The 22,672-nt window shown below is 68.3% G+C and carries 23 protein-coding genes; 10 read left to right on the top strand and 13 right to left on the bottom strand.

Annotation, left to right across the window (positions count from 1 at the left end; all coding sequences use genetic code 11):
- Positions 1-63: 63 nt before the first annotated feature.
- From ACH438_RS15030 to ACH438_RS15020, 3 genes are all read left to right on the top strand, one after another.
- Complete coding sequence (locus ACH438_RS15030) at positions 64-504, top strand: SRPBCC domain-containing protein (protein ID WP_397005314.1); 441 nt, start codon at positions 64-66, stop codon at positions 502-504.
- A gap of 52 nt (positions 505-556) precedes the next feature.
- A complete protein-coding gene (locus ACH438_RS15025) occupies positions 557-1,000 on the top strand; it encodes an OsmC family peroxiredoxin (protein WP_397005312.1) in 444 nt (147 codons plus the stop codon).
- Between the two features lie 141 nt (positions 1,001-1,141).
- Positions 1,142-2,404 (top strand): DUF418 domain-containing protein, encoded by a 1,263-nt coding sequence (locus tag ACH438_RS15020; RefSeq protein WP_397005310.1) that lies wholly within the window; start codon positions 1,142-1,144, stop codon positions 2,402-2,404.
- A gap of 6 nt (positions 2,405-2,410) precedes the next feature.
- Here ACH438_RS15020 and ACH438_RS15015 read toward each other — a convergent pair whose 3' ends face one another.
- Positions 2,411-2,722 (bottom strand): antibiotic biosynthesis monooxygenase family protein, encoded by a 312-nt coding sequence (locus ACH438_RS15015; RefSeq protein WP_397005308.1) that lies wholly within the window; start codon positions 2,720-2,722, stop codon positions 2,411-2,413.
- A 44-nt stretch (positions 2,723-2,766) separates the two neighbouring features.
- On the opposite strand from ACH438_RS15015, the gene ACH438_RS15010 reads away from it, so the two are divergent.
- From ACH438_RS15010 to ACH438_RS15000, 3 genes are all read left to right on the top strand, one after another.
- Positions 2,767-3,510: an alpha/beta fold hydrolase gene (locus ACH438_RS15010; RefSeq protein WP_397005306.1), complete on the top strand. Its 744-nt coding sequence runs from the start codon at positions 2,767-2,769 to the stop codon at positions 3,508-3,510.
- A gap of 79 nt (positions 3,511-3,589) precedes the next feature.
- Positions 3,590-4,762: an acyl-CoA dehydrogenase family protein gene (locus ACH438_RS15005; protein WP_397005304.1), complete on the top strand. Its 1,173-nt coding sequence runs from the start codon at positions 3,590-3,592 to the stop codon at positions 4,760-4,762.
- 48 nt (positions 4,763-4,810) lie between these two features.
- On the top strand, positions 4,811-5,623 hold the full coding sequence (locus tag ACH438_RS15000; RefSeq protein WP_397005302.1) for an enoyl-CoA hydratase/isomerase family protein: 813 nt from the start codon (positions 4,811-4,813) through the stop codon (positions 5,621-5,623).
- A gap of 15 nt (positions 5,624-5,638) precedes the next feature.
- Here ACH438_RS15000 and ACH438_RS14995 read toward each other — a convergent pair whose 3' ends face one another.
- The 6 genes from ACH438_RS14995 to carD form a co-directional block, all read right to left on the bottom strand.
- Entirely contained in the window at positions 5,639-5,917 is a 279-nt protein-coding gene (locus ACH438_RS14995; protein WP_397005300.1) for a DUF4190 domain-containing protein, read from the bottom strand.
- A gap of 206 nt (positions 5,918-6,123) precedes the next feature.
- Positions 6,124-7,107, bottom strand: coding sequence for a 23S rRNA (guanosine(2251)-2'-O)-methyltransferase RlmB (gene rlmB, locus ACH438_RS14990; RefSeq protein WP_397005298.1), 984 nt, complete (start codon positions 7,105-7,107; stop codon positions 6,124-6,126).
- Between the two features lie 226 nt (positions 7,108-7,333).
- Positions 7,334-8,734, bottom strand: a complete 1,401-nt coding sequence (gene cysS / locus ACH438_RS14985) for a cysteine--tRNA ligase (protein ID WP_397005296.1) — start codon at positions 8,732-8,734, stop codon at positions 7,334-7,336.
- Positions 8,735-8,844: 110 nt separating this feature from the next.
- Positions 8,845-9,312, bottom strand: a complete 468-nt coding sequence (ispF, locus tag ACH438_RS14980) for a 2-C-methyl-D-erythritol 2,4-cyclodiphosphate synthase (protein ID WP_397006005.1) — start codon at positions 9,310-9,312, stop codon at positions 8,845-8,847.
- Positions 9,313-9,326: 14 nt separating this feature from the next.
- A complete protein-coding gene (gene ispD, locus ACH438_RS14975) occupies positions 9,327-10,070 on the bottom strand; it encodes a 2-C-methyl-D-erythritol 4-phosphate cytidylyltransferase (RefSeq protein WP_397005294.1) in 744 nt (247 codons plus the stop codon).
- 2 nt (positions 10,071-10,072) lie between these two features.
- Positions 10,073-10,561 (bottom strand): RNA polymerase-binding transcription factor CarD, encoded by a 489-nt coding sequence (gene carD, locus ACH438_RS14970; RefSeq protein WP_019931623.1) that lies wholly within the window; start codon positions 10,559-10,561, stop codon positions 10,073-10,075.
- A 463-nt stretch (positions 10,562-11,024) separates the two neighbouring features.
- Between carD and ACH438_RS14965 the strand changes: the two genes are divergently transcribed.
- The 3 genes from ACH438_RS14965 (at position 11,025) to disA (ending at position 14,478) form a co-directional block, all read left to right on the top strand.
- A complete protein-coding gene (locus ACH438_RS14965) occupies positions 11,025-11,669 on the top strand; it encodes a hypothetical protein (protein WP_397005291.1) in 645 nt (214 codons plus the stop codon).
- 275 nt (positions 11,670-11,944) lie between these two features.
- The gene (radA, locus tag ACH438_RS14960) at positions 11,945-13,345 is read left to right on the top strand and encodes a DNA repair protein RadA (protein WP_397005289.1); all 1,401 of its coding nucleotides are present in this window, start codon (positions 11,945-11,947) and stop codon (positions 13,343-13,345) included.
- 14 nt (positions 13,346-13,359) lie between these two features.
- The gene (gene disA / locus ACH438_RS14955; protein WP_397005287.1) at positions 13,360-14,478 is read left to right on the top strand and encodes a DNA integrity scanning diadenylate cyclase DisA; all 1,119 of its coding nucleotides are present in this window, start codon (positions 13,360-13,362) and stop codon (positions 14,476-14,478) included.
- A 6-nt stretch (positions 14,479-14,484) separates the two neighbouring features.
- On the opposite strand, the gene ACH438_RS14950 is transcribed toward disA, so the two are convergent.
- Together ACH438_RS14950 and ACH438_RS14945 are read right to left on the bottom strand one after the other, a co-directional pair.
- On the bottom strand, positions 14,485-15,150 hold the full coding sequence (locus tag ACH438_RS14950; RefSeq protein WP_397005285.1) for a hypothetical protein: 666 nt from the start codon (positions 15,148-15,150) through the stop codon (positions 14,485-14,487).
- Positions 15,151-15,446: 296 nt separating this feature from the next.
- Complete coding sequence (locus ACH438_RS14945; protein WP_397005283.1) at positions 15,447-16,070, bottom strand: carbonic anhydrase; 624 nt, start codon at positions 16,068-16,070, stop codon at positions 15,447-15,449.
- Between the two features lie 192 nt (positions 16,071-16,262).
- Here ACH438_RS14945 and ACH438_RS14940 point away from each other — a divergent pair, with 192 nt between their 5' ends.
- Positions 16,263-17,129: an A/G-specific adenine glycosylase gene (locus ACH438_RS14940; protein WP_397005281.1), complete on the top strand. Its 867-nt coding sequence runs from the start codon at positions 16,263-16,265 to the stop codon at positions 17,127-17,129.
- A gap of 13 nt (positions 17,130-17,142) precedes the next feature.
- On the opposite strand, the gene ACH438_RS14935 is transcribed toward ACH438_RS14940, so the two are convergent.
- The 4 genes from ACH438_RS14935 to otsB all read right to left on the bottom strand — a co-directional run bounded on the left by ACH438_RS14935 (position 17,143) and on the right by otsB (position 22,506).
- Positions 17,143-18,021, bottom strand: coding sequence for a metal ABC transporter permease (locus ACH438_RS14935; RefSeq protein ID WP_397005279.1), 879 nt, complete (start codon positions 18,019-18,021; stop codon positions 17,143-17,145).
- Complete coding sequence (locus tag ACH438_RS14930) at positions 18,018-18,884, bottom strand: metal ABC transporter ATP-binding protein (protein WP_397005277.1); 867 nt, start codon at positions 18,882-18,884, stop codon at positions 18,018-18,020. Before ACH438_RS14930 ends, ACH438_RS14935 begins: the two co-directional genes overlap by 4 nt.
- Positions 18,881-19,771 carry a metal ABC transporter solute-binding protein, Zn/Mn family gene (locus tag ACH438_RS14925; protein ID WP_397005275.1) on the bottom strand — a complete coding sequence of 297 codons (891 nt, stop codon included), beginning with the start codon at positions 19,769-19,771 and terminating at the stop codon, positions 18,881-18,883. Before ACH438_RS14925 ends, ACH438_RS14930 begins: the two co-directional genes overlap by 4 nt.
- 164 nt (positions 19,772-19,935) lie before the next feature.
- Positions 19,936-22,506 carry a trehalose-phosphatase gene (otsB, locus tag ACH438_RS14920; RefSeq protein WP_397005273.1) on the bottom strand — a complete coding sequence of 857 codons (2,571 nt, stop codon included), beginning with the start codon at positions 22,504-22,506 and terminating at the stop codon, positions 19,936-19,938.
- Between the last annotated feature and the right edge of the window lie 166 nt (positions 22,507-22,672).

The raw sequence follows: 22,672 nt of genomic DNA, 5'->3' as shown, positions 1-22,672 counted from the left end.
CCGGCCGCCGCCGCAGTCCCCAATCCCGGGTGACCGCGGCGGCGGACGGTAGGGTGCTCGGCCATGGACGTTGCGCCGATCCGGCCCCCTGATCTTTCCGCGCGGCCGTTCTTCCTGGTCGCGGAGCGCATCATGGCGGCTTCGCCCGTCGAGTTGTATCGGATGGCGACCCAGCAGTTCGGGTTGTGGTTCGCCGATCCTGGTTCGGTGCTGATGCACGCCGCGGTGAATCAGCCGTTCTTCTTCACCGCGGGTGGTGGCGTCCCGCACTACGGGCGGTTCCTGCGGTTGGTGCCGGACAGCCTGGTCGAGCTGTCCTGGGTCACGCATGCCACCGAGGGCACGGAAACCGTTCTCACGGTGGAATTCTCGGCGCACGGTGCGGGTACGGCCCTTTTGCTCACGCACGCCGGCTTCCCGAGCGCGGCCGTCCGTGACCGGCACGAGAAATCCTGGCCCCGGATCCTGGAACGCTGGGATCATCGCGCCGCCGCGACCGTCTAGCGCGGGGTAGGTTCGAGGCCATACGGCTTCTCACCGAATCGAAAGGACAGTGATGCCTACACGTACCGCGCGCACCGCTTGGACCGGCGGCCTGCAGGACGGCTCCGGTCAGGTCGAGCTGGTCAGCTCCGGTGTCGGCAAGTACGACGTCTCGTTCCCGAAGCGCGCCGCCGACAATGCCGACGGCACCACCAGCCCCGAGGAGCTGATCGCGGCCGCGCATTCCTCCTGCTATGCCATGGCGTTGTCGGGTCAGCTGGCGAATGCGGGTGCGACGCCGCAGAGCCTGGACGTGACCGCGGATGTCACGCTGGGCCCGGATCCGGCGGGCGGCTTCCGCATTTCGAAGATCAAGCTGACGGTGGCGGGCCGGGCGACCGGTATCGACGCCGCGGGCTTCCTGACCGCCGCCGAGGCGGCCAAGGCCGGTTGCCCGGTCTCCAAGGCGCTCTCGGGTGTGGACACCATCGAACTGGATGCCACCTTCGAGGCGTAGTTCGCTGCCGCTAGCGGCGTAGTGCTCGTGGTCCCCGGCTGATCCGATAGTTAGCCGGGGACTAACTATTTCGGCTATTTCTGGCTGGAATTACCGATTTCCGCTGGCCGTATCTCCATTTGTGCCCATAGCCTGGCATTCATGGGAGCCGCGACCGCTGTGGAGAAATCCGAATCCGAGCAAGCCGGGAATTCGCTGCCGCGCATTCTCGCGCTCGATGCGGCGCGCGGTATCGCGGTGCTGGGCATGTTCGCCGTGCATGTGGGCCCGCCGCCCGAAGGCCCCGGATTCCACTGGTTGTCGCTGTTCGAGGGCCGTTCGGCGGCCCTGTTCGCGGTGCTGGCGGGGGTGTCGCTGGCCCTGCTGTCCGGCGGCGACCGCCCTCACACCGGTATCGCGGCCCGCCGCAGCGTGATTCGCATTGCGTCGCGCGCGGTGCTCATCTTCGTGCTGGGTCTGGCGCTGGCGCAATTGCATTCGGGTATCGGGATCATGATCATCCTGGCCTATTACGGCGTCTATTTCCTGCTCGCCCTGCCACTGTTGCGGCTCAGCGCGCGCACGCTCGCCGGGCTCGCGCTGGTGTGGGCGATCGCGGGGCCAATCGTGTCGTTCGTGATCCGAAGTCATATGGAGCAGAACCAGTTCGGCGGTCATCCGATGTTCGAGATGTTCACATCCCTGTCGGGTCTGCGGGATATGGCGGAGATGCTGTTGCTGACCGGCACCTATCCGGCCATCTCGTGGATGCCGTTCGTGCTGGCGGGCCTGGCGCTGGGCAGGCTCGGAATTCGTTCCCTGCGTGCGGTTCCGGTGGCCGCGGCGGGCGCGCTGCTGGCGTTGCTCGGCTACGGCGGGTCATGGCTGATCCAGCATCCCGGTGGCGGCCGCGCGCAGCTGGTCGACCTGCTCACGCAGGGCATGGCCGAGGCGGGGGTGACCGATTTCGATCCGGGGCTGCTCATCGACAACGGCGGTTTCGGCTCGGTGTCGACGGCGAGCTGGTGGTGGCTGACCGTGGCCACCCCGCACAGCGGCACCCCGTTCGAGGTGATCGGTGCGACCGGTACGGCCTTCCTGGTGATCGGCGTCCTGATGGCGGTGACCCGGTTCGCGGAGCTGCCGTTGCGTCCCTTGATCTATGCGGGTTCCTGCGCCCTGAGCCTCTACATCCTGCAGATGATCGCGGTCCGGGCGCTGGTGCCGATGCCGGTGGATCCGGATGCGCAGGTGCTGCCGGGCGGCCTGCACGGCCCCGGCCGGGAACTGCTGGCGCTGCTGGCGATCGGGTCACTGCTGCTGGCGACCTTGTGGCGCAGCGTCTTCCGCCGCGGTCCGGCGGAATGGCTGCTGCACAAGGTCACCCTGTGGCTCACCGACCTGCTGGCGCCGGTGCGCGCGTAGCGCGGCTCAGTTGTTCTTGGCCGCCACGTCGAGCACGACCTCGAACTCCAGCAGCGAGGCGCCCGTGGCGACCGGCTGCCGGGCCTGACCGGCGTGTGCCTCGCGGGCCGGGCCGTCCCGCCACGCGGCGAAGGACTCCTCGGAATCCCACTGGGTGACAACGAAATACCGGTTGTCGCCGGAGACGGGCCGGAGCAGCTGGAAGCCGAGGAACCCGGGCGAGTTCTCGACCGCGTGCGCTCGCGCCGCGAAGCGCTTCTCCAGCTCGGGGCCGGCGCCCTCGGGAATCTCGATTGCGTTGATCTTGACGACTGCCATGCGAGCGAATCTACCCCGCGGTGCCCGTCGTATCGTTCGAGGTGATGTTGTACGACGAAGGCGGCGCCGGCGTTCCGATCCTGCTGCTGCACGGTTTGATGGGTAGCGCCCGTACCTGGCGGAGCCAGCTGGACTGGATTCGCGAGTACGGGCATGTGTACACGTTCGATGCCGCGGGCCACGGCCGTCCCGCGCCGCGCGAACTGACCACCGAGGCCTTCGTGGCCGATCTCGCGGCGGCCACCGCGGAGATCACCGAACCCATGGTGGTGATCGGTCATTCGATGGGGGGCCTGCACGGGTGGATGTTCACCGCAGCGCATCCGGATCGGGTGCGGGCGCTGGTGGTCGAGGACATGGCCCCGGATTTCCAGGGCCGCACCGCGACTCACTGGGCGGCCATGATCGCCGCGTGGCCGCAACCGTTTCCGGACGAGGCGGCCATGCTCGAATTCTTCGGCCCGGTCGCGGGCCGGTATTTCATGGACTCGTTCACCCACGGCCCGGATGGTTACCGCCTGCACGGCGAGGTCCCGACCTTCCGGGACATCTCGGAGGAGTGGGGTACCCGCGACTTCTGGGCGCAGTGGAAGTCCCTCACGGTCCCGGTCCTGCTGCTCGAGGGCGAGCACACCATCACCCCGCCGGGTCAGATGCGGCAGATGGCCGAGGTGCATCCGGATGCCCGGCATGTGGTCGTACCGGATGCCGGGCATCTCGTGCACGACGATCGACCGGCCGCGTACCGCGCCGAAGTGGAAGGGTTCCTCACCCGCGTCCTCAAATGAAGGCGGCTGCCTTCAGTCTTCGGGGTGTGCCGTCGTATGCTCGGGCGCGACGCACCCCAATGACGGAATGGTGACCACGATGATCGACTTCTCGATACCTGCCGACCTCGCTGCCGAACGTGATCGGGTCCGGCAGTTCGTCATCGACAAGATCGTTCCCTTCGAGCGCGACCCGCGCCTGACCGCTCACGGCCCCAATGACGAACTGCGCCAGGAAATGGTCGAACTGGCCCGCAAGGAGGGCCTGCTGACCATCCAGGCGCCCAAGGAGCTCGGCGGTCGCGGTCTCACCCACGTCGAGCAGGCGGTGCTGTACGAGGCCGCCGGCTGGTCCACCCTGGGCCCGGTCGCCATGAACTGCGCGGCCCCCGACGAGGGCAATATGTTCCTGCTCTCCAAGATCGCGAACGAGCAGCAGGTGGAGGCCTACCTGCAGCCGGTCATCGACGGTCACCAGCGTTCCGTCTTCGCCATGACCGAACCGGGGGGCGCCGGCTCGGACCCGAATCAGCTGGCCACCGAGGCCACCTTCGACGGCGAGAACTTCACGATCAACGGCCGCAAATGGCTCATCACCGGCGCGGACGGCGCGAAGACCTGGATCATCATGGCCCGCCTGGCCGCCAACCCGCACCTGCCCGAGGGCCCGACCCTGTTCCTCACCGACGGCGGTCAGCCGGGCATCGTCATCGAGCGGATCATGAACACGATGGACCGCAATTACGTCGGCGGTCACGCGGTCGTGGAATTCGACAATCTGGTGCTGCCCCGCGAATCCGTGCTCGGCGAGACCGGTCAGGCCCTGCGCTACGCGCAGCTGCGGCTCGCGCCCGCCCGCCTCACACACTGCATGCGCTGGCTGGGTGCGGCGGAACGCGCGCAGGCCATCGCGGTCGACTACGCCAAGACCCGCACCGCGTTCGGCAAGCCGATCGGCGAGCATCAGGGTGTGTCGTTCATGTTGGCGGACAACGAGATCGCGCTGCATCAGTGCCGCCTCACCATCTGGCATGCCTGCTGGCTGATGGATCAGGGTCACAAGGCCCGGCACGAATCCTCGATCGCCAAGTCGTACGTGTCGGAGGAACTGTTCAAGGTGGCCGACCGCTGCGTGCAGGTGCTGGGCGGGATCGGCATCAGCGATGAGACGGTGGTGGAGATGATCTTCCGCGATATGCGGGCCTTCCGCCTCTACGACGGCCCGACCGAGGTGCACAAGTACGCCATCGGGCGGCAGATCTTGCGGGGATAACCGCTGTACCCGGGCGTGCCGTGGGTGGCATGACTAGGATTTACCGGCATGAGTTCGGAACTGCACGTGGATGTCTCCGGTGGCGTCGCGGTGCTCACGCTCAATCGGCCCGCCCAGCAGAACGCGGTCACTCCGGCCATGGCGTCGGATCTCGGTGCGGCGCTACGCCGTTGCGACAACGACGATGCCATCGGGGCCGTGGTCGTGACCGGAACTCCGCCCGCGTTCTGCGCGGGCGCGGATCTCTCGTTGCAGGTCGGTGAGGTCAGGGGCCTCATCGACCCGCCGCCCTTCAAGATCAGGAAGCCGGTCATCGCGGCGGTCAACGGGCATGCCGTCGGCATCGGCCTGGAGATCGCCCTGCAATGCGATATCCGGTATGTCGCCCGTGATGCCGTGTACGGCCTCAACCAGGTCCGGCGCGGCGCCCTGCCGGGCGGTTACGCGCACTGGACGCTGCCGCGCCTGATCGGCAGCGCCCGGGCCGCCGATCTGCTGCTCACCGGCCGCACCTTCGACGGTGAGGAGGCCAAGGCGCTCGGCCTGGCCAATGCCTGCCTGCATGCCGCCGAGGTGCTGCCGCAGGCCCTGGAGGTGGCGCACGATATCGCGCACGGTTCGGCGCCGCTGCCGGTGGCGCTGTCCAAGCGCCTGCTGTGGGAGGCGCCCACCATGGATCCGGAAACCGTGGGCCGCTTGGAAACCGAGCTCAACGACTACGTCGCCAAGAGTTCCGACGGTGGCGAGGGCGTGGCCGCGCTCAAGGACCGCCGGCAGCCGAAGTGGAACGGCAGCGTCAGTTCGGAATGGCCCGCCTGGGACGCGATCACCGGTTCGGACCCTCGCCCCGGCCTGGACTGAGCCGGTGCGGGCACGCTACCCGTGCCCGCCGATGGTCAGCAGCAGGGCCAGGATCGCGGTGCACACCATCAGGATGGTGCCGACGATCCCCAGAATGTGCCCGACCATGACCTGAATGCGGCCACCTTGTGCGCCGCCGGACGCGTCGATCTCGTTGAGGGCCCGCCGCCCCAGTACCCAGGCGATGGGCCCCAGGATCCCGCAGCAGAACACGCTGAGCGCCCCGAGCAGCAACACCGCCGTCGCATACTCGTGCTCGACGGGATTCCCGATGGGCTGCTGAGGTATGACCACCGCCCGATTTTAGGTCGCGGCCCCGCCCCGGGCACCCTGACGCGCGGTGTTTGCTTGCGCCACTTCACCGATGGCCCCGCGACACGCCCTCCGATCCGCCGTATTCGCCCACTTCGCACCCCGGAAACGCGAATGCGCGCCGCTGCCGTCAACGGCATTGGCGCGCAATCGTATTCACCGACCGGTCGGTCGACCCCGGAGCGGGCTCAGCGCCGGCGCTGGCGAGCCACCTCGCCGAGGACCACACCCGCGGCGACCGAGGCATTGAGCGATTCGACCGGTCCCGCCATCGGGATGCTGAGAATGGAATCGCAGGTTTCGCGGACCAATCGGGACAGGCCCTTGCCCTCGGAGCCGACGACGATGACCGTCGGTGCGGTGCCGTCGAATTCGTCGAGGGTGGTGTCGCCGCCCGCGTCCAGGCCGACGATCTGGTAACCCTTGCTCGCCCAATCCTTCAGCGTGCGAGTCAGATTGGTGGCGCGCGCGACGGGCAGCCGGGCCGCGGCGCCCGCGCTGGTGCGCCAGGCGACGGCGGTGACGCTGGCGCTGCGGCGCTGCGGGATCACCACGCCCTGCCCGCCGAACGCCGCCACCGAGCGGACGACCGCGCCCAGGTTGCGCGGATCGGTGATGTTGTCCAATGCCACCAGCAAGGCCTGCCCGCCATCGGCATTGACCCGGTCGACCAGGTCGTCCGGGTGCGCGTAGCGGTAGGGCGGCACCTGCAGCGCCAGGCCCTGGTGCATGCCGTTGTTGCTCATGCGGTCGAGGTCGGTGCGCGGGAGTTCGAGGATCGAGATGCCGGTGTCGGCGGCGATCTTCACCGATTCGGTGAGCCGGTCGTCGTTCTCGGTGCCGACGGCCACGTACAGCGCGGTGGCGGGCACACCGGCGCGCAGGCATTCGACGACCGGGTTGCGGCCGAGCACCAGCTCGGGTCCCTCGCCGTCCTTGCGCCCGACGGTCGGCCGGCTCGCATTGCGCGCCCGCGTGGTCGCGGTCGCGGCGTCGGCCTTGGCCCGCAGCTTCGCGCGCTTGGCGGCGGCGTGATAGGTCCGGTCCTCCGCCTTGGGCGTGGCGCCCTTGCCCTCGAGCCCGCGCCGCCGCTGCCCGCCGGACCCGACGACCTGCCCCTTCTTGGAGCCGGTCTTGCGGGTCGCACCGCGCCGCTGTGAATTGCCTGCCATTACTTCGCCTTCCGTGTCACGCGGGTAACCCGCTTCGCACCGGCCGCGGGACGCACCCGCTCCGATCGATCATGCGGGAGACCTGCCTCCGGTCGGCGCAGCAAACGGCTGCGCCCTGTCTTTTCCGTCGCACAGCGACGATCGGATTCCGCGCGCCCGAGGGCGGCACCATGAATTCCGTGTCCGTCTCGCCGGGGCGAGGCGGGTTCCGCCGAAGCGGAAGAGTTCACCTATTGTCCTTGGTCAGCGTCCACTCGGGACCCTGCGGGGTGTCGGTGACCTCGACGCCCGCGGCCTTGAGCCGGTCGCGGACCTGATCCGCGATGGCCCAGTCCTTGGCGGCGCGGGCCTGCTGACGGCGGTCGAGTTCGGCGCCGATGAGCACGTCCAGCGCGTGTTGCGCATTGGTGGAGTCCGTGGGGGTGGCCCAGTGCGGGTCCAGCGGGTCGACGCCGAGGACGCCGAGCATGGCCCGCACCTGGGTGGCGTGCACCCGGGCGGCCTCCAGGTCACCGGCTTCGAGCGCGCTGTTGCCCTCGCGCACGATGCGATGGATCTCGGCCAGCGCCTTGGGCACTCCGAGGTTCTCGTTCAGCGCGTCGGCGAAGGCGTCGGTCCAGGTGCCGACCGCCACCTCCCCGGCCCGTTCGATGGTGCGCTGGATGAACGCCTCGACGCGCTGGTAGCCGGCGGCCGCCTCGGTGAGCGCCTGATCCGAGTACTCCAGCATGGAGCCGTACTGGGCGCTGCCCAGGTAGTAGCGCAGTTCGACCGGCCGCACGCCGACGCGTTCCAGCACGGCGGGGACGGACAGCGTATTGCCCAGCGACTTGGACATCTTCTCGCCGCTCAGCGTCACCCAGCCGTTGTGCAGCCAGTAGCGGGCGAACCCGTCCCCGGCCGCGCGTGACTGCGCGATCTCGTTCTCGTGGTGCGGGAAGACGAGATCCATTCCGCCGCAATGAATGTCGAATTCCGGTCCGAGATAGAACTCGGCCATGGCGGAGCATTCCAGATGCCAGCCGGGCCGGCCGGGTCCCCACGGCGACGGCCAGTTGGGTTCGCCCGGCTTGGCGGCCTTCCACAGCGTGAAGTCGCGCGGATCCTTCTTGCCCTGCCCGGCGCTCTCGCCCTGATGCACGTCGTCGAGCTTGTGCCCGGACAACTTGCCGTAGTCGGGGAAGCTGAGCACATCGAAGTAGACATTGCCCTCGGACGGGTACGCGTGCCCGCGTTCGATGAGCCGTTCCATCATGTCGACCATCTGCGTGATGTGCCCGGTGGCCCGCGGTTCCGCGGACGGCGGCAGCACGCCGAGGGTGCCGTAGGCGCGGTCGAAGGCCCGCTCGTGGGTGGCGGCCCACTCCCACCACGGGCGTCCGTGCTCGGCCGCCTTGTGCAGGATCTTGTCGTCGATATCGGTGACATTGCGGATGAACGCGACGTCGAAACCGTTGGCGCCCAGCCACCTTCGCAGCACGTCGAAGGCGACGCCACTGCGCAGATGCCCGATATGAGGTTCGCCCTGCACCGTGGCGCCACACAGGTACACCGAAGCGTGGCCGGGGACCAGCGGCGTGAAGTCACGCAGGGTCCGCGTCTCGGTGTCGAAAAGGCGCAGAGTCACGACAGAGCATCCTAGTTGTCGATAAATGTGGGTTTACGGGCGGATACGGCTTCGGGAAGGGCCGTCGCACAATCGGTGTTGCGGACGCGCCGCGGAACGATCGTGAATTGTCAGGAACGACAACACAGCAGGGCGGTGGCGACCGCCGCCACGCCTTCGCCGCGACCGGTGAGTCCGAGGCCGTCGGTGGTGGTGCCGGACACGGAAACCGGCGCCCCCAGAATTTCACCCAGTACGTTTTGCGCTTCGGCGCGTCGCGGTCCCATCTTGGGCCGATTACCGATCACCTGCACGGCGGCGTTCACGATCGCGTACCCGGCCTCGTCGAGCAGCCGCCGGACTTCCTTGAGCATGGCCGCCCCGGAGACGCCTTCCCACTCGGGCCGCCCGGTGCCGAAAACCGCGCCGACATCGCCGAGTCCGGCGGCGGAGAGCAGGGCATCGCAGAGCGCGTGCGCGGCGACGTCACCGTCGGAGTGCCCGGCGCAACCGCTGTCGCCGTCGAACAGGAGTCCGGCCATCCAGCAGGGCCGGCCGGGTTCGATGGGGTGTACATCGCTGCCGATTCCGGTGCGCAGAGCCATCGGATCGATCACGGAGCCGTCACCGCCTCGCGTGTCGTGTCCAGTCCCCCGGCAATGTCGGCGGGGTCACGCTGGGCGGCAAGCGTATTCGCGAGGACCAGATCCAGCGGTGTGGTGATCTTGAAAGCCAGGGCGTCGCCCGCGACGGTCCGCACGGTCGTGCCGAGCATTTCCACCAGCCCGGCGTCATCGGTCGCCCGGGTGCCGGTGGCGTAGGCCGAGCGCAGCAATCGCGCGTCGAAGCCCTGCGGAGTTTGAATGGCGCGCAGCCCGGATCGATCGGGGGTGCCGGTGACCGCGCCCGTCGCGTCCACGGACTTGATGGTGTCGGAGACGGGCAGGGCGGGTACCACGGCCCGCGCGCCCGCGCGCAGTTCGGCGACGACACGGGAGATGAGGGCGGGCGGGGTGAGGGCGCGCGCGGCATCGTGCACGAGCACGAAATCGGCGTCCGGCGCGGCGTCGAGCCCCGCGCGAACCGAATCGGTGCGCTCGGCGCCGCCCGTCACGACATGTACCGGGACGGCGGACGCCGGCAGCAGTGCGCGGGTCGCGTCGACGAGTTCGGCGGGCACCATAACCACAACCTCGTCGACCGACCCGGAGGCGATCAAACCCTGGATCGCCCAGGTGAGCATGGGACTGCCGCCGACGTGGACGAACGCTTTCGGCTTGTTTTCACCGAGGCGAACTCCCATGCCGGCGGCAGGAACCAGCGCGACGACACGATCGTCGCCGGTTGATCTGTTCACGGTCAGGACGCCGCGGCGAGAACCTCGTCCAGCAAGGTCTCGGCCTTGACGTCGTCGGTACCTTCGGCGAGCGCGAGCTCACCGACGAGGATCTGACGGGCCTTGGCCAGCATCCGCTTCTCACCGGCGGACAGGCCGCGGTCCTGCTCCCGACGCCACAGGTCGCGGACGACCTCGGCCACCTTGTTCACATCGCCGGAGGCGAGCTTCTCGAGGTTGGCCTTGTAACGGCGAGACCAGTTTGTCGGCTCTTCGGTGTGCGGAGCCCGCAGCACCTGGAAGACTCGGTCCAAGCCTTCCTGTCCGACAACATCGCGGACGCCGACGTACTCGGCATTCTCCGCGGGAACCCGAACGGTCAGGTCGCCTTGTGCGACCTTCAGGACCAGATACTCCTTTTGTACACCCTTGATGGTGCGGGTTTCGATAGCTTCGATCAGCGCCGCTCCGTGGTGGGGGTAAACGACGGTGTCTCCGACCTTAAAAATCATGTGTCCCGTGCCCCTTTCGATGTTCACAGTTTAACATGCGACTCGGTAACGGCGCGATCAACGGCGCAGGTCAGGGCCACAACGGACCGGCGGCGGGGGTTGACAGAACGCGAATCGTGTGCATCTTGTTGTGGCATAAGGGGATACCGCTCAGTTCTGTCGGGACGCATATGCGACTGCGCACTCTGCATACGCAACTGCGCACCGCCCATAAACGGCAATGCATCCGATTGCGGCGACGCGCGAGGGCTCATCGATTTCGAGATCACTTGACAAGCCCCCCGGAATCCGGAGCCCTCCGGAAGACATCCGCCGGTGTGTCGGGTCCGGGCGCGTCTCCCACGGCTCGCTCCGGCGCTCACTTCCGACACACCGCCCGCGTGTAGGGGGCCGGGAGACACGGATTACTCTCTTTGACTACTACTCTCCATAGTGGAGTGAGCCGGTCGACATGGAGGACCCCGTGACTGCCCTGAAAGCCACCACAGCGTCGCAGGCGCCGCGGCGAGCCGCGATGAAGATGCAGCGGCGTGCTCTTGCAGGTTTCGCGCTCGCCGCGGGCGCCGTGATCGCCCTGACGGGGTGCGGCGCCGGTCAGGTTTCACAGACCGCGAGCCAGGTCGCGGCGGTCAACGGCAATGCCGCGAATGTCGGCCAGGTGGCGCTGCGTGACGTGCGCTTCCTGCTGCCGCAGAGCGAGCAGTACGACAACGCGAAGGGCGGCACCGCGGTGCTGGCCTTCAGCGCCGTGAACTTCAGCGATGTCAAGAACGACGAGCTGGTCAGCATCAGCACCGATCTGGGCCAGGTGAAGTTCACCGGCGACAAGACCATCAAGACCCACCAGACGCTGGTCGCGAACCTGCCCAAGAAGGGTGATGCCGCGCAGGGCAGCGCCGAGGCGGTCAGCGACCAGGCCAACGACCCGAACGCGGCCCCGCTGCTCATCGAGGTCACCGGCCTGACCCGGGACGTCACCCCGGGCCTGACCTACCCGCTCACCTTCAACTTCAAAGAGGCCGGCACGGTCGTCGTGAACGTCCCGGTCGACGCCGGGCCCGAGGCCCAGCGCGCCGAGCCCTCGCAGTCGGCGAGCGCCCAGCACTGAGCCGGACCGAATCCCGCACTCCCGCACCCGCTTCGGATTCTCCGAGGCGGGTGCGGTGTTTTTTGCCCCCTCCGCTTCGCTCCGGGGGCGGGTTCGCGGCCTGGAAGTCTCGATTCTTCCCTCCCTCCGCTCCTCCGCTTCGCTCCCCCGCTCCAGTCAGTCCAGAATCGAGACGGCCGCGAACCTTTGGGGTTGCGGTCTCTTGGGGTGGGTGGTTCTGGGGGAGGGCGGGGTGGCACGGGGTTTCTGTCACTGCTCGTGGATAGGCTGCCCGCGTGGCCAAGGTGAAGTCGTTGTACCGGTGTGCGGACTGTCAGCACGAGGTCGCCAAATGGGTTGGGCGGTGCCCGGATTGTGGGGGTTGGGGCACCATCGAGGAGGTGTCGGCGTCGGCGTCGGCGGTGTCCGCGGGGCGGCGGGCGATGTTGCCGAGTACGGCGGCGGCGCCGATCTCGAGCATCGACTCGAATACGACGCAGGCGCGGGGGACTGGGGTGTCGGAGCTCGATCGGGTGCTGGGGGGCGGCATCATTCCGGGGTCCGTGGTGCTGTTGTCGGGGGAGCCGGGTGTCGGGAAGTCGACGTTGCTGCTCGAGGTGGCGCATCGGTGGGCGCGGGCGCGGGACGAGATCGCGCTGTACGTGACCGCGGAGGAATCGGCGGGCCAGGTGCGGCTGCGCGCCGACCGTACGGGCGCCGTGCACGAAAAGGTCTATCTGGCCGCGGAATCGGATCTGGCGACGATTCTGGGGCACGTGGAGCAGGTGCAACCCTCACTGCTGGTGGTGGACTCGGTGCAGACCATGCTGGCGGGGGATGTGGACGGCGTCATCGGCGGTGTCACGCAGGTGCGTTCGGTGACGGCGGCGCTCACCTCGCTGGCCAAGGCGAGCGGGATCGCGGTGCTGCTGGTCGGGCACGTCACCAAGGACGGCGCGGTGGCGGGCCCGCGCACGCTGGAGCATCTGGTGGACGTGGTGCTGCAGTTCGAGGGCGACAAGCACTCCACGCTGCGCATGGTGCGCGGCATCAAGAACCGTTTCGGCAGCACCGACGAGGTGGGCTGTTTCGAGATGCGGGAGGCCGGAATCGTCTGTGTGGACGATCCTTCCGGGCTGTTCCTGCATCACCGGGGAACCTCGGTGCCGGGCACCGCGGTCACGGTCGCCATGGACGGTAAGCGGCCCATGCTGGGCGAGGTACAGGGCCTGACGGTGGACACCCAGGCGCCGGCCCCGCGCCGCGCGGTGAGCGGCCTGGACTACAACCGGGTGTCGATGGTGCTGGCCGTGCTGCAGAGCCGCGGCGGCATCTACGTCGGCAAACAGGATGTGTACGCGGCCACGGTGGGCGGTATGCGCCTGACCGAACCGGCCGCCGATCTGGCTGTGGCGCTTGCCATCGCGAGCGCCAGCGCGGATCAGGCGCTGCCGCCCGGCATGGTGGTGCTGGGCGAGGTGGGCCTGGCCGGCGAGGTGCGGCAGGTGACGGGCCTGACGCGCCGGCTGGCGGAGGCGGAGCGGCTCGGGTTCACCGAGGCGCTGGTGCCGACGGGCGTGGAGCGCGCGGGCCGCAAGATGACCCTGCGCGAGGTGCCGGATCTGCGTGCGGCGCTGGCCGTCACGGGGCTGCGGCAGCGTCGCCGGGCGCACACACCGGTGGAGGCTGCGGAGTAGTGGCGGGGAAATGGATGACGGGACTGCTGGGACGTTCCGTCGCTGGTGCGGGGCGTGATTCCGATATTGCCGGAGCGCAGGAGAATTCGCCCGCGGCGGTGCGCGCGGTGATCGCGCGACTTGTTCCCGGAACGCAATTGCGGGACGGTGTGGATCGCATTCTGCGTGCGGGTGGCGGCGGTCTCGTGGTGCTCGGTTATGACGCGCGCGTGGAACACATCTGCGACGGCGGATTCGAATTGGATGTCGAATTCGCACCGACCCGATTGCGCGAATTATCGAAAATGGATGGCGCCGTGGTGCTTTCCACGGACGGTTCCCGTATTGTGCGCGCGAATGTGCATCTGGTCCCCGATCCGGCGTTGCCGACGGTGGAATCCGGGACCCGGCACAAGGCCGCCGAACGCACCGCGGCGCATACCGGTTATCCGGTGATTTCGGTGAGCCGATCGACGGGTTTGGTGACCGTCTATGTGAACGGCGCGCGACATCTGGTGCAGGATTCGCCGACAATTCTTTCCCGCGCGAATCAGGCGATGGCGACGTTGCAGCGCTACCGGTTCCGGCTGGACGAGGTGACCCGGCGGCTCTCCGAGCTGGAGGTCGACGACTTCGCGACGCTGCGCGAGGTGCTGACGGTGCTGCACTGCCTGGAGCTCATGCGCCGCACGGCGGGTGAGATCGAGGAGGACGTGCTCGAGCTCGGTACGGACGGGCGGCAGCTGGCCTTGCAGCTGACCGAATCGACCGCGGACACCGAGAATCTGCGCCGGCTGCTGGTGCGCGACTATCTGGTCGCCGAGGTCGCGGGGGAGCCGGAGGCGGATCGCGCGCTGGCGCGGTCGGACGCGCTGGCCGACGCGGAACTGCTGGAGCTGGCGAATCTGGCTCCCGCCCTGGGGTATCCGGCCACGGTGGAGGCTCTGGATACGCCGGTCGCGCCGCGCGGCTACCGTCTGCTGGCCCAGATTCCCCGTGTGCCCTTCCGCAAGGTCGAGCCGCTGGTGCATGCCTTCGGCGGCCTGCGCGCCCTGCTGGAGGCGACACAGGCCGATCTGGAGGCGGTGGACGGCATGAATGCCCAACTGGCCCGCCGCATTCGGGAAGGCTTGGCGGGCTTCAGTCGATGGTGACCGGCGTCAGGCGATATTGAAGGGCTCGGGCGCGCTGCGGACCGAACCCAGCTGTGCCACAACGGTGTACGGGCCGGGAGTGACCGGGACCCGCTCGCCCGCGCAGTTGGGCTGGGAGGTGGCGCCGGACCAGGTGACGGTGAAGGCCGCCTGCTGGCCGGGGTTCAGGGCGCGGACGTCGGGGGTCCCGTCCGGGAAGCAGTCGGTGCTGGACCACAGCCGCCGGGTGCCGTCGAGGGATTGCACCGCGACCTGCTGCAGCCCGGAGCCCATATCGCGCTGGCAGGCGGCGCTGGAGATATTGGTGATGACGATGCCGAACACGGGCTGGTCGCCGGCCTTGTAGGTGGGCTGTCCGACAGTCACTTTCACGGCCAGTGACTGGTCGGGGCACTGCCCCTGGGCCGCGACGGGTGCCGCGCTGCCGCTGACACTACTGCCCGCGGGGTTGCTCGATTCCGGTGCGCCCGTGGAGCTTCCGGCGGGCTTGTTCGTGGGCCCGTTCGCGGACGTGGAGGGTTTGGCGGCGGCCTTGTTGTCGCTGCCACCGCCCTTCAGCAGTGCGAAGGCCGCCCAGATCACCAGCGCGAGGGCGACCACGAGGACGCCGATCGCCAGCAGGCGACGGCGCCAGTAGATTTCCGGCGGCAGTGGTCCATTCGGTTCCAGCACGCTGACAACGGTAAGGGCACGGTCGGTATCACCCCGAGCAGGGTCTCGGCGTGTCGGCGTCGGAACAGCCCGGCCGCCGGGTACATTTCGCCGCTTTGCCGGCCTGCGAAGTGTCCCAGCGACAGATATGCCCTGGCCCACTGCAGTCCGCAGTGGGCCAGGAGCACTTGCATGGTTCGCGGCCGGCTCGATTCTGGACTGAGTGGAGCGGGGGAGCGAAGCGGAGGAGCGGAGGGAGGGAAGAATCGAGACTTAGGGCCGCGAACCCGCCCGGAGCGAAGCGGAGGGCAGAAAATTCACGCCAGTTCGCCGATGTTGCCGATGACGCGGTGCAGGCGGATTTCGCCTTCGCCGAGGTTGTAGGTGACGCAGGCGATGGCGCACTCGCCGGTGGCGACGCGCTGGGAGATGATCATGGACCGCTGCATGAGGAGGCGGGCGGTCTCTTCGACGTGGCGGGCCTCGAGTTCGTCGACGGATTCCAGGCCCTCGCGGCGGCCGATGAGGATGGACGGGGTGACGCGTTCGACGACCGAGCGGATGAAGCCGCCGGGGACATTGCCGCCGTCGAGGGCGTCGATGGTGGCGCGGACCGCGCCGCAGCTGTCGTGGCCGAGGACGACGATGAGCGGCACGCTCAGTACCTGCACGCCGTATTCGATGGAGCCGAGCACCGAGGAGTCGACCACGTGGCCGGCGGTGCGGACCACGAACATGTCGCCCAGGCCCTGGTCGAAGATGATCTCGGCGGCGACGCGGGAGTCGCCGCAGCCGAACAGGATTGCCGAAGGCTGCTGGCCACCGACCAATTTGGCCCGGTCGACGGCGCCCTGGCTAGGGTGCTGCAACGTACCGTTGACGAAGCGCTCGTTGCCTTCACGCAGGGATTTCCAGGCACTGATCGGGGTGGAATGCGGCATGTGTCCCATTTTCCATAGCGAATCGGTTACCGGCCAGTCTGTTGCGTTACGGTCCGGCAAAGTCGTTCCGACGGCCCGTCGGCGCAGTCCGGTGAGCTCGCCCGGCACGGGGACCGTCTCACCGCATGGATACCATCGCCGATAATACGGCGGGGGATTTCCCGGCGTTCCGGCCGCCGGGAGGGAGGCGAAGTGGACAGCGACGTACTCATCGACTGGTATCGCGAGGCCGCGCGTGATCTGCCGTGGCGCAAGCCCGGCGTGAGCGCCTGGCAGATCCTGATGAGCGAGATCATGTTGCAGCAGACCCCGGTGGTCCGGGTCGAGCCCATCTGGCGGGAGTGGGTGGCGCGCTGGCCGGTGCCCTCGGCCATGGCCGCCGCCCCGCAGGGCGAGGTGCTGCGCGCGTGGGGCAAGCTCGGCTACCCGCGCCGCGCGCTACGGCTGCACGAGTGTGCCCAGGTTTTGGCGGCGGAACACGGCGATGTGGTTCCCACCGATGTCGACATACTGCTGAGCCTGCCCGGAATCGGCGCGTACACGGCGCGCGCCGTCGCCTGTTTCGCTTACGGCCAGCGAGTTCCCGTGGTGGACACCAACGTTCGCCGCGTGGTCGCCCGCGCTGTGCACGGTCGCGCGGAGGCGGGTAATCCGGCCGCCCGCGATCTGGGTGAGACCGAGGCGCTGCTGCCGGCCAAGGTGGATCGTGCGGCGGTCTTCTCCGCCGCGCTCATGGAGTTGGGTGCGATGGTCTGCACGGCCCGCAATCCCGACTGCGGCAACTGCCCATTGCCGAAGTGCGCCTGGGTCACCGCGGGCCGTCCGCCGTCGGATGTGGTCCGCCGCGTCCAGAAGTACGAGGGCACCGATCGTCAGGCGCGCGGCCGTCTCCTGGACGTGCTGCGCGGCGCCTCCGGCCCGGTGGAGCGAGTTCGCTTGGACCTGGCCTGGACTCGCGATCCGGGCCAGCGCGATCGCGCCCTCGACTCCCTGCTGGTGGACGGCCTCATCGAGCAGACCACCGACGGCCTGTTCGCCTTGGCGGGCGAAGGTAACTGACTGCGCCCGGAAGTCAGGCCGCGACCGGCGTTCTGCGCCGGTTGCGGGTGCGGGAGCCGACGAGGCGGCAGATCACGTAGATCGAGAACGAGATCGTGGTGACGAACGTCGAGATCGGCACGCCGGGCGCCAGCGACAGCAGAATGCCTCCGACGGCGGCGGTTTCGGCGAACACGATGGACAGCACCGCGACCTTGACCGGGCTGGCGGTGAGCTGCGCGGCCGCCGCCGCGGGCGTGATCAACAGGGACAGCACCAGCAGCGCGCCCACGATCTGCACGCCGAAGGCGGCGGTGACGCCGAGTAGCACCGCGAAGACGATCGACAGGGTGCGCACCGGAACTCCGCGCGCCACCGCCACTTCCGGGTCGGAGCTGGCGAACAGCAGCGGCCGGTAGATGACGGCCAGCACGATCAGGACGGCCGCGGTGCAGGTGGCGAGTAGTCCGAGCCCGGTATTGCCGACGCTCACCACCTGGCCGGTGAGCAGGGAGAATTTGGAGCCGGCGCGTTCGGGGCCGAGCCACAGGAACAGCACGGACAGGCCGAGGCCGAAGGACAGCACCACGGCGATGACCGAATCCCGTTCGCGGGCACGGGAACCCAGCAGTCCGAAGAGCACGGCCGCGACCACGGAACCGATGATGGCGCCGACGCCCACGCCGATACCGGCCAGCAGCGCGGCGGCCGCGCCGGTGAGGGAGAGTTCGCTGGTGCCGTGCACGGCGAAGGACATCTGCCGGCTGATGATGAGCGGCCCGATGGCGCCCGCCAGCAGGCCCAGCAGGGCAGCGGCGAGCACCGCCTGCTGCACGAAGTCGTAGGACAGCAGGTTCACGGTGGTCGACACGTCGAACATCTGCGTGAAGAGCGTGGACAGTTTGTCTATCATGCCTGCGCCCCTTCGTGTTTCGCACCGAGTGCATCGCCGGTGCCGACCACGACCAGCTGCCCGCGCACGCGCAATACGTCGACCTCGGTGCGGTACAGCTCGGAGAGGGTTTCGGAGGTCATCACCTCGTCGGGCGTGCCGATCCGGAACTGCCCGTCGACCAGGTACAGCACCCGATCCACCAGCGGCAGTACGGGATTGATCTCGTGGGTCACGAACAGCACGGCGGTGTCGTGGGTGCGGCGGCGCCGGTCGATGAGTTCGGCGACCAGCCGCTGATTGGCGAGATCGAGGGAGAGCAGCGGTTCATCGCACAGCAGCACCTTCGGATCGCCGACGAGTGCCTGCGCGACCCGCATCCGTTGCTGCTCGCCGCCGGACAGGGCGTCCAGCGGGGCGTACGCGAATTTCTCCGCGCCCACATCGGCGATGGCGGCGGCGACCTTGCGCTGCCGTTCCTTGCGCCCGCGGAAGCCGAATCCCCAGCGGTGCCCGTCCACGCCCAGCCCGACCAGGTCGATGCCGCGCAGCTGCGCGCCGCCCTCGATGGTCTTCTGTTGCGGCACATAGCCGATGGCCGGATTCCCGAGCCGGGTGGGCGCGCCGTCGATTTCGGCCGTGCCCGCGGAGAGCGCGAGCTGTCCGAGCAGCATGCGCATGAGCGAGGTCTTACCGGATCCGTTGGGTCCGAGCACCGCGATGAATTCGCCGGGCGCGATCTCCAGATCCAGTCCCTGCCACAGGGTTCGGTCGCCGAAGGACAACCGGGCGCCGGACAGCCGTACGGCCGGGGTGGTCACCCCGGCCGCCGGACTCTCGGCATTCGATGAAAGCGGTTCGACCGCAGCGGAATCCACACTCATGACTGGGACAACGCTCGAGACAGCGAGTTGGCGTTCTGCGTCATCCAGTGCAGGAAGTCGACGCCCTGCGGCAGGGTCTCGGTGACCTCGACGACGGTGACGCCGGCGCTCTTGGCGATATTGCGGAGTTCCTGGGTGGTCTTGTCCTCGGTCTGGATGTTGTAGACGAGGGCGCGAACCTGCTTCTTGCTCAGCATGTCCCGCACGACGGCGACATCGGCGGGGGCCGGATCGGTGCCCTGTTCGATGGCTTCCTCGAAGGCGTGCGGGGTCTTGTCGTCGGCCTTGGCGGCCATCAGCATGTACGCGGCCAGCGGTTCGGTCTGCAGGACCGGCTGGTTCGGGTGGTCGGTGGCGATCTGCTGCAGTGCGGTCTTGATCGGCTGCAGCGAATTGGTGAAGGCGCCGGCCCGGTCGAGGTAGGCCTGCTTGTGGGCCGGGTCGAGCTCGCCCAGGGTGTCGGCGACGCGGGTGGCGACGTTGCCGACGGCGGTCATGTTGTACCAGATGTGCTCGTTCGCGTGCGGCTGCCCGCCGGAGACATCGAAGGCGTTGACGGTCTTCTTGTTCTTGCCGGCGATGGCCTTGTCGATGAATTCGTCGTAGTCGCCGCCGTTGTAGACGACCAGGGAGGCGTCACTGATCTTGGCGGCGTCGGCGGGGGAGACCTCGAAGGAGTGCGGGTCGACCTTGGGATCGTCGATGATCGAGGTGACCTTGGCATCGCCGCCGGCGACGGCAGCGGCGACATCGCCCCAGACATTGGTGGAGGCGACGATGGTGATGCCGTCGGAATTCTTACTGTTGCCGCAGGCGGTCAGGGTGGCCACGGTGGCGAGTCCTGCGGCAAGAACTGCGAATCCTCGGGCAAAGCTTCTGCTGGTCACTCGGTGGTACTCCTGGCACTTACGACGCTTAAAACGATAACGATTACCATTTGAATGTAGCGCAAGCGTCCAGTTGCTACCTCATCGCTGCCCAAGATGTGGTGTGCAACACGAAGGGCCCGGGGAGCATTCCGCTCCCCGGGCCCTTCGCTTTCGATGAACCGCTACGCCAGTGCGGCGACCGGCTGGCTGAGCAGCTGGGCGCAGCGCAGCAGGCCGAGGTGGCTGTAGGCCTGCGGGTGGTTGCCGAGGGAGCGTTCGGCGACCGGGTCGTACTCCTCCGACAGCAGGCCGGTGGGCCCGGCCACGTCGACGAGCTGGGCGAAGAGCGCTTCCGCGTCCTCCCGCTTGCCGATGAGCAGGTACGCCTCCACCAGCCAGGCGGCGCACAGGTGGAAGCCGCCCTCACCGCCGGGCAGGCCGTCGTCGTGGTGGTACCGGTAGACGGTGGAACCGCTGCGCAGTTCCGCCTCGGTCGCCACGACGGTGGCCGCGAACCGCGGGTCGGAGGGGTCGATGAGCCCGCTGAGCCCGATGTGCAGGGTGGCCGCGTCGAGGTCGGTCCCGTCGTAGGCGGCGGTGTAGGACTGGACCTCTTCGTTCCAGCCCTGCACCTTCACCTCGTCGGAGATGGTGTCGCGCAACGCTTCCCAGTCCGGATCGATGGGCCGCCCGAACTGCCGGGCCAGGGTGATGGCCCGGTCGACGGTGAGCCAGCCCATGACCTTGGAGTACACGTGGTGCCGCGGGTTGCCGCGGATCTCCCAGATGCCGTGGTCGGGTTCGCGCCAGCGCCGCTGCACGGCGGACACCATGGCGTGCACGAGCTCCCAATCCGGGTCCGGCAGTGCCTTTTTCGCATCGGTCATGCCCTTGCGCTCACGGGCGTGCGCGAGCTGGGAGATGAGGTCCACGATGGGACCGAACACGTCCAGCTGCACCTGCATGTTCGCCGCGTTGCCGACGCGGACCGGCCGGGAGCCGGCGTAGCCGGGCAGCTGGTCGATGACGGCCTCGGGCGGCAGGGTTTCGCCGTAGAGGGTGTAGAGCGGGTGCAGGCGTTCGGGTCCCGGCAGGGTCTCGAGCACGCGGTGCACCCAGGCGAGCAGATCCTCGGCCTCGGCGAGTGAACCCAGCGACACCAGCGCGGAGGCGGTGAGCGAGGCGTCGCGCAGCCAGCAGTACCGGTAGTCCCAGTTGCGCACGCCGCCGATGTCCTCGGGCAGTGAGGTGGTGGCGGCGGCCAGGATGGACCCGGAGGGTGCGTGCACCAGCCCGCGCAGGGTGAGCGCGGACCGCTTCATGAGATCGGGCTTGAGCGGCGGCAGTTCGAGCCGGCTCGACCATTCCGCCCAGTACCGTTCGGCTTCCCGCCGCCGGTCCAGTTCGGGGGTCATGCAGGGTGCGAGATCGGAGGTGCCGCACCGCATTTCCAGCACGATCGGGCCCTGTGAGGGGTCCACGATGGCGCGCGCGGTGTGGTGGTTGCCCTCGTCGATGATCTCCCAGTCGACGCCGGGGGAGCGCAGCACGATCGGGTCGTTGGTGCCCTGCACCTCGAGCCCGCCCGCGCGGTAGACCAGGCGCACCGGCACCTGACCGAATTCCGGCCGGGGTGCGAAGGTGACCACGGCCTTGACGTCGCCGATGATGACACGTGTCAGGTCGGTCCGTTCCGGCACCACGTCGTGCGCCAGATAGTCGACAACCTGCAAACTGGCCCACCGGGTTTCGACGGTCATGGTGCCGTCGACATACCGCTGCGAGAGCGGCAGGCCCGGTCGTTCGGGATGGATGGTGAAGTGGCCGGCGCCGGGACCACCGAGCAGGTGTGCGAACACTGCCGCGGAGTCGGGTTCGGGGTGGCACAGCCAGGTGATGGTGCCGTCGGGGGTGACCAGGGCCTTGGATCGCGGGCTGGCCAGCATGGTCAGCCGTTCGATTCGGGGGGCGCTGGCGCCCGCCAGCCAGGTGCGGCGTTCCTCGAGGAGGAAGGCCAGGCATTTGGAGACCTCTTCGGTGCTGCAAACCCGGTATTCGGCAAGGCTTTCGCCGTCGCCGACCTTGATGCCGACGTCCGGACCGGACAGTCGTTTGAAGGCCTTCTCATCGGTCACGTCGTCACCGATGAACACGGCGGCCGAGGCGCCCTGCTGATGCCGGACGATGTCGAGTGCCGCGCCCTTGTCGGTCTCGACGACCGCGAGTTCGATGACCTCTTTGCCCTCGGTGACCTGGATGCCGACCCAGCTGCCCGGACCCTGCCGCACCTGAACCAGTGCGCGGCGGCCTATTTCGGGACTGGCATTGCGGACATGCAGGGCCACGCTGGCGGGTTTGATCTCGATGCCCACGCCCGGGTTGTCCTGGGCGATTTGCGAGAGGGTGGTCTGCACCTCCTGCAGCAATTGTTTGGCGTCGTTGTCGATCGCGTGCACGAAGCCGACGTCGAATTCCGAACCGTGGCTTCCGATCAGCTGCACCTCGACGGGCAGCCGGGACAGCGCCGCGAGATCTCGCAGGGCACGCCCCGAGATCACGGCGGCCGTCGTACCGGTGAGACCGGCGAGAGCGCGCAAGGCGCTCACCGACTCCCGGTGGGGATAGGCCTTGGTCGGGTCGGAGACGATGGGCGCGATCGTCCCGTCGTAATCCGATGCGACCAGCAGCCGTGGCACGCGGGCGATCGCCGACAACGCCCGGCGAAGTTCCAGTGGCAAATCCTGTGCGCTCACGCATCCAACCTAGTGATCGGAGGAGATTTTTCAGGGCGCGAGTGATGCTACTGGGTGCTGGTTGCCCCCTTGTGTGTGCGGTGATACATAGCGTTTACAAAGTCACCCCGTGTCGTTCACCGAATGCCCGTTCTACGCGCGGGTAATCATCGACTTTGCGGCGCTG

Source organism: Nocardia sp. NPDC020380, from assembly GCF_044386975.1.
Classification (GTDB): Bacteria; Actinomycetota; Actinomycetes; order Mycobacteriales; family Mycobacteriaceae; genus Nocardia.
This window is presented reverse-complemented; position numbering and strand designations above follow the sequence as displayed.

Excerpts from the sequence above, each read along its gene's own strand:
- ACH438_RS15015 (WP_397005308.1), bottom strand. The coding sequence starts at position 2,722 with ATGGCAGTCGTCAAGATCAACGCAATCGAGATTCCCGAGGGCGCCGGC.
- ACH438_RS14945 (WP_397005283.1), bottom strand. The coding sequence starts at position 16,070 with ATGCCGCATTCCACCCCGATCAGTGCCTGGAAATCCCTGCGTGAAGGC.
- disA (WP_397005287.1), top strand. The coding sequence starts at position 13,360 with ATGACGGGACTGCTGGGACGTTCCGTCGCTGGTGCGGGGCGTGATTCC.
- ACH438_RS15020 (WP_397005310.1), top strand. The coding sequence starts at position 1,142 with ATGGGAGCCGCGACCGCTGTGGAGAAATCCGAATCCGAGCAAGCCGGG.
- rlmB (WP_397005298.1), bottom strand. The coding sequence starts at position 7,107 with ATGGCAGGCAATTCACAGCGGCGCGGTGCGACCCGCAAGACCGGCTCC.
- ACH438_RS14935 (WP_397005279.1), bottom strand. The coding sequence starts at position 18,021 with ATGATAGACAAACTGTCCACGCTCTTCACGCAGATGTTCGACGTGTCG.
- ACH438_RS15010 (WP_397005306.1), top strand. The coding sequence starts at position 2,767 with ATGTTGTACGACGAAGGCGGCGCCGGCGTTCCGATCCTGCTGCTGCAC.
- ACH438_RS15000 (WP_397005302.1), top strand. The coding sequence starts at position 4,811 with ATGAGTTCGGAACTGCACGTGGATGTCTCCGGTGGCGTCGCGGTGCTC.
- ACH438_RS15005 (WP_397005304.1), top strand. The coding sequence starts at position 3,590 with ATGATCGACTTCTCGATACCTGCCGACCTCGCTGCCGAACGTGATCGG.
- ACH438_RS14930 (WP_397005277.1), bottom strand. The coding sequence starts at position 18,884 with ATGAGTGTGGATTCCGCTGCGGTCGAACCGCTTTCATCGAATGCCGAG.
- carD (WP_019931623.1), bottom strand. The coding sequence starts at position 10,561 with ATGATTTTTAAGGTCGGAGACACCGTCGTTTACCCCCACCACGGAGCG.
- ACH438_RS15025 (WP_397005312.1), top strand. The coding sequence starts at position 557 with ATGCCTACACGTACCGCGCGCACCGCTTGGACCGGCGGCCTGCAGGAC.
- ACH438_RS15030 (WP_397005314.1), top strand. The coding sequence starts at position 64 with ATGGACGTTGCGCCGATCCGGCCCCCTGATCTTTCCGCGCGGCCGTTC.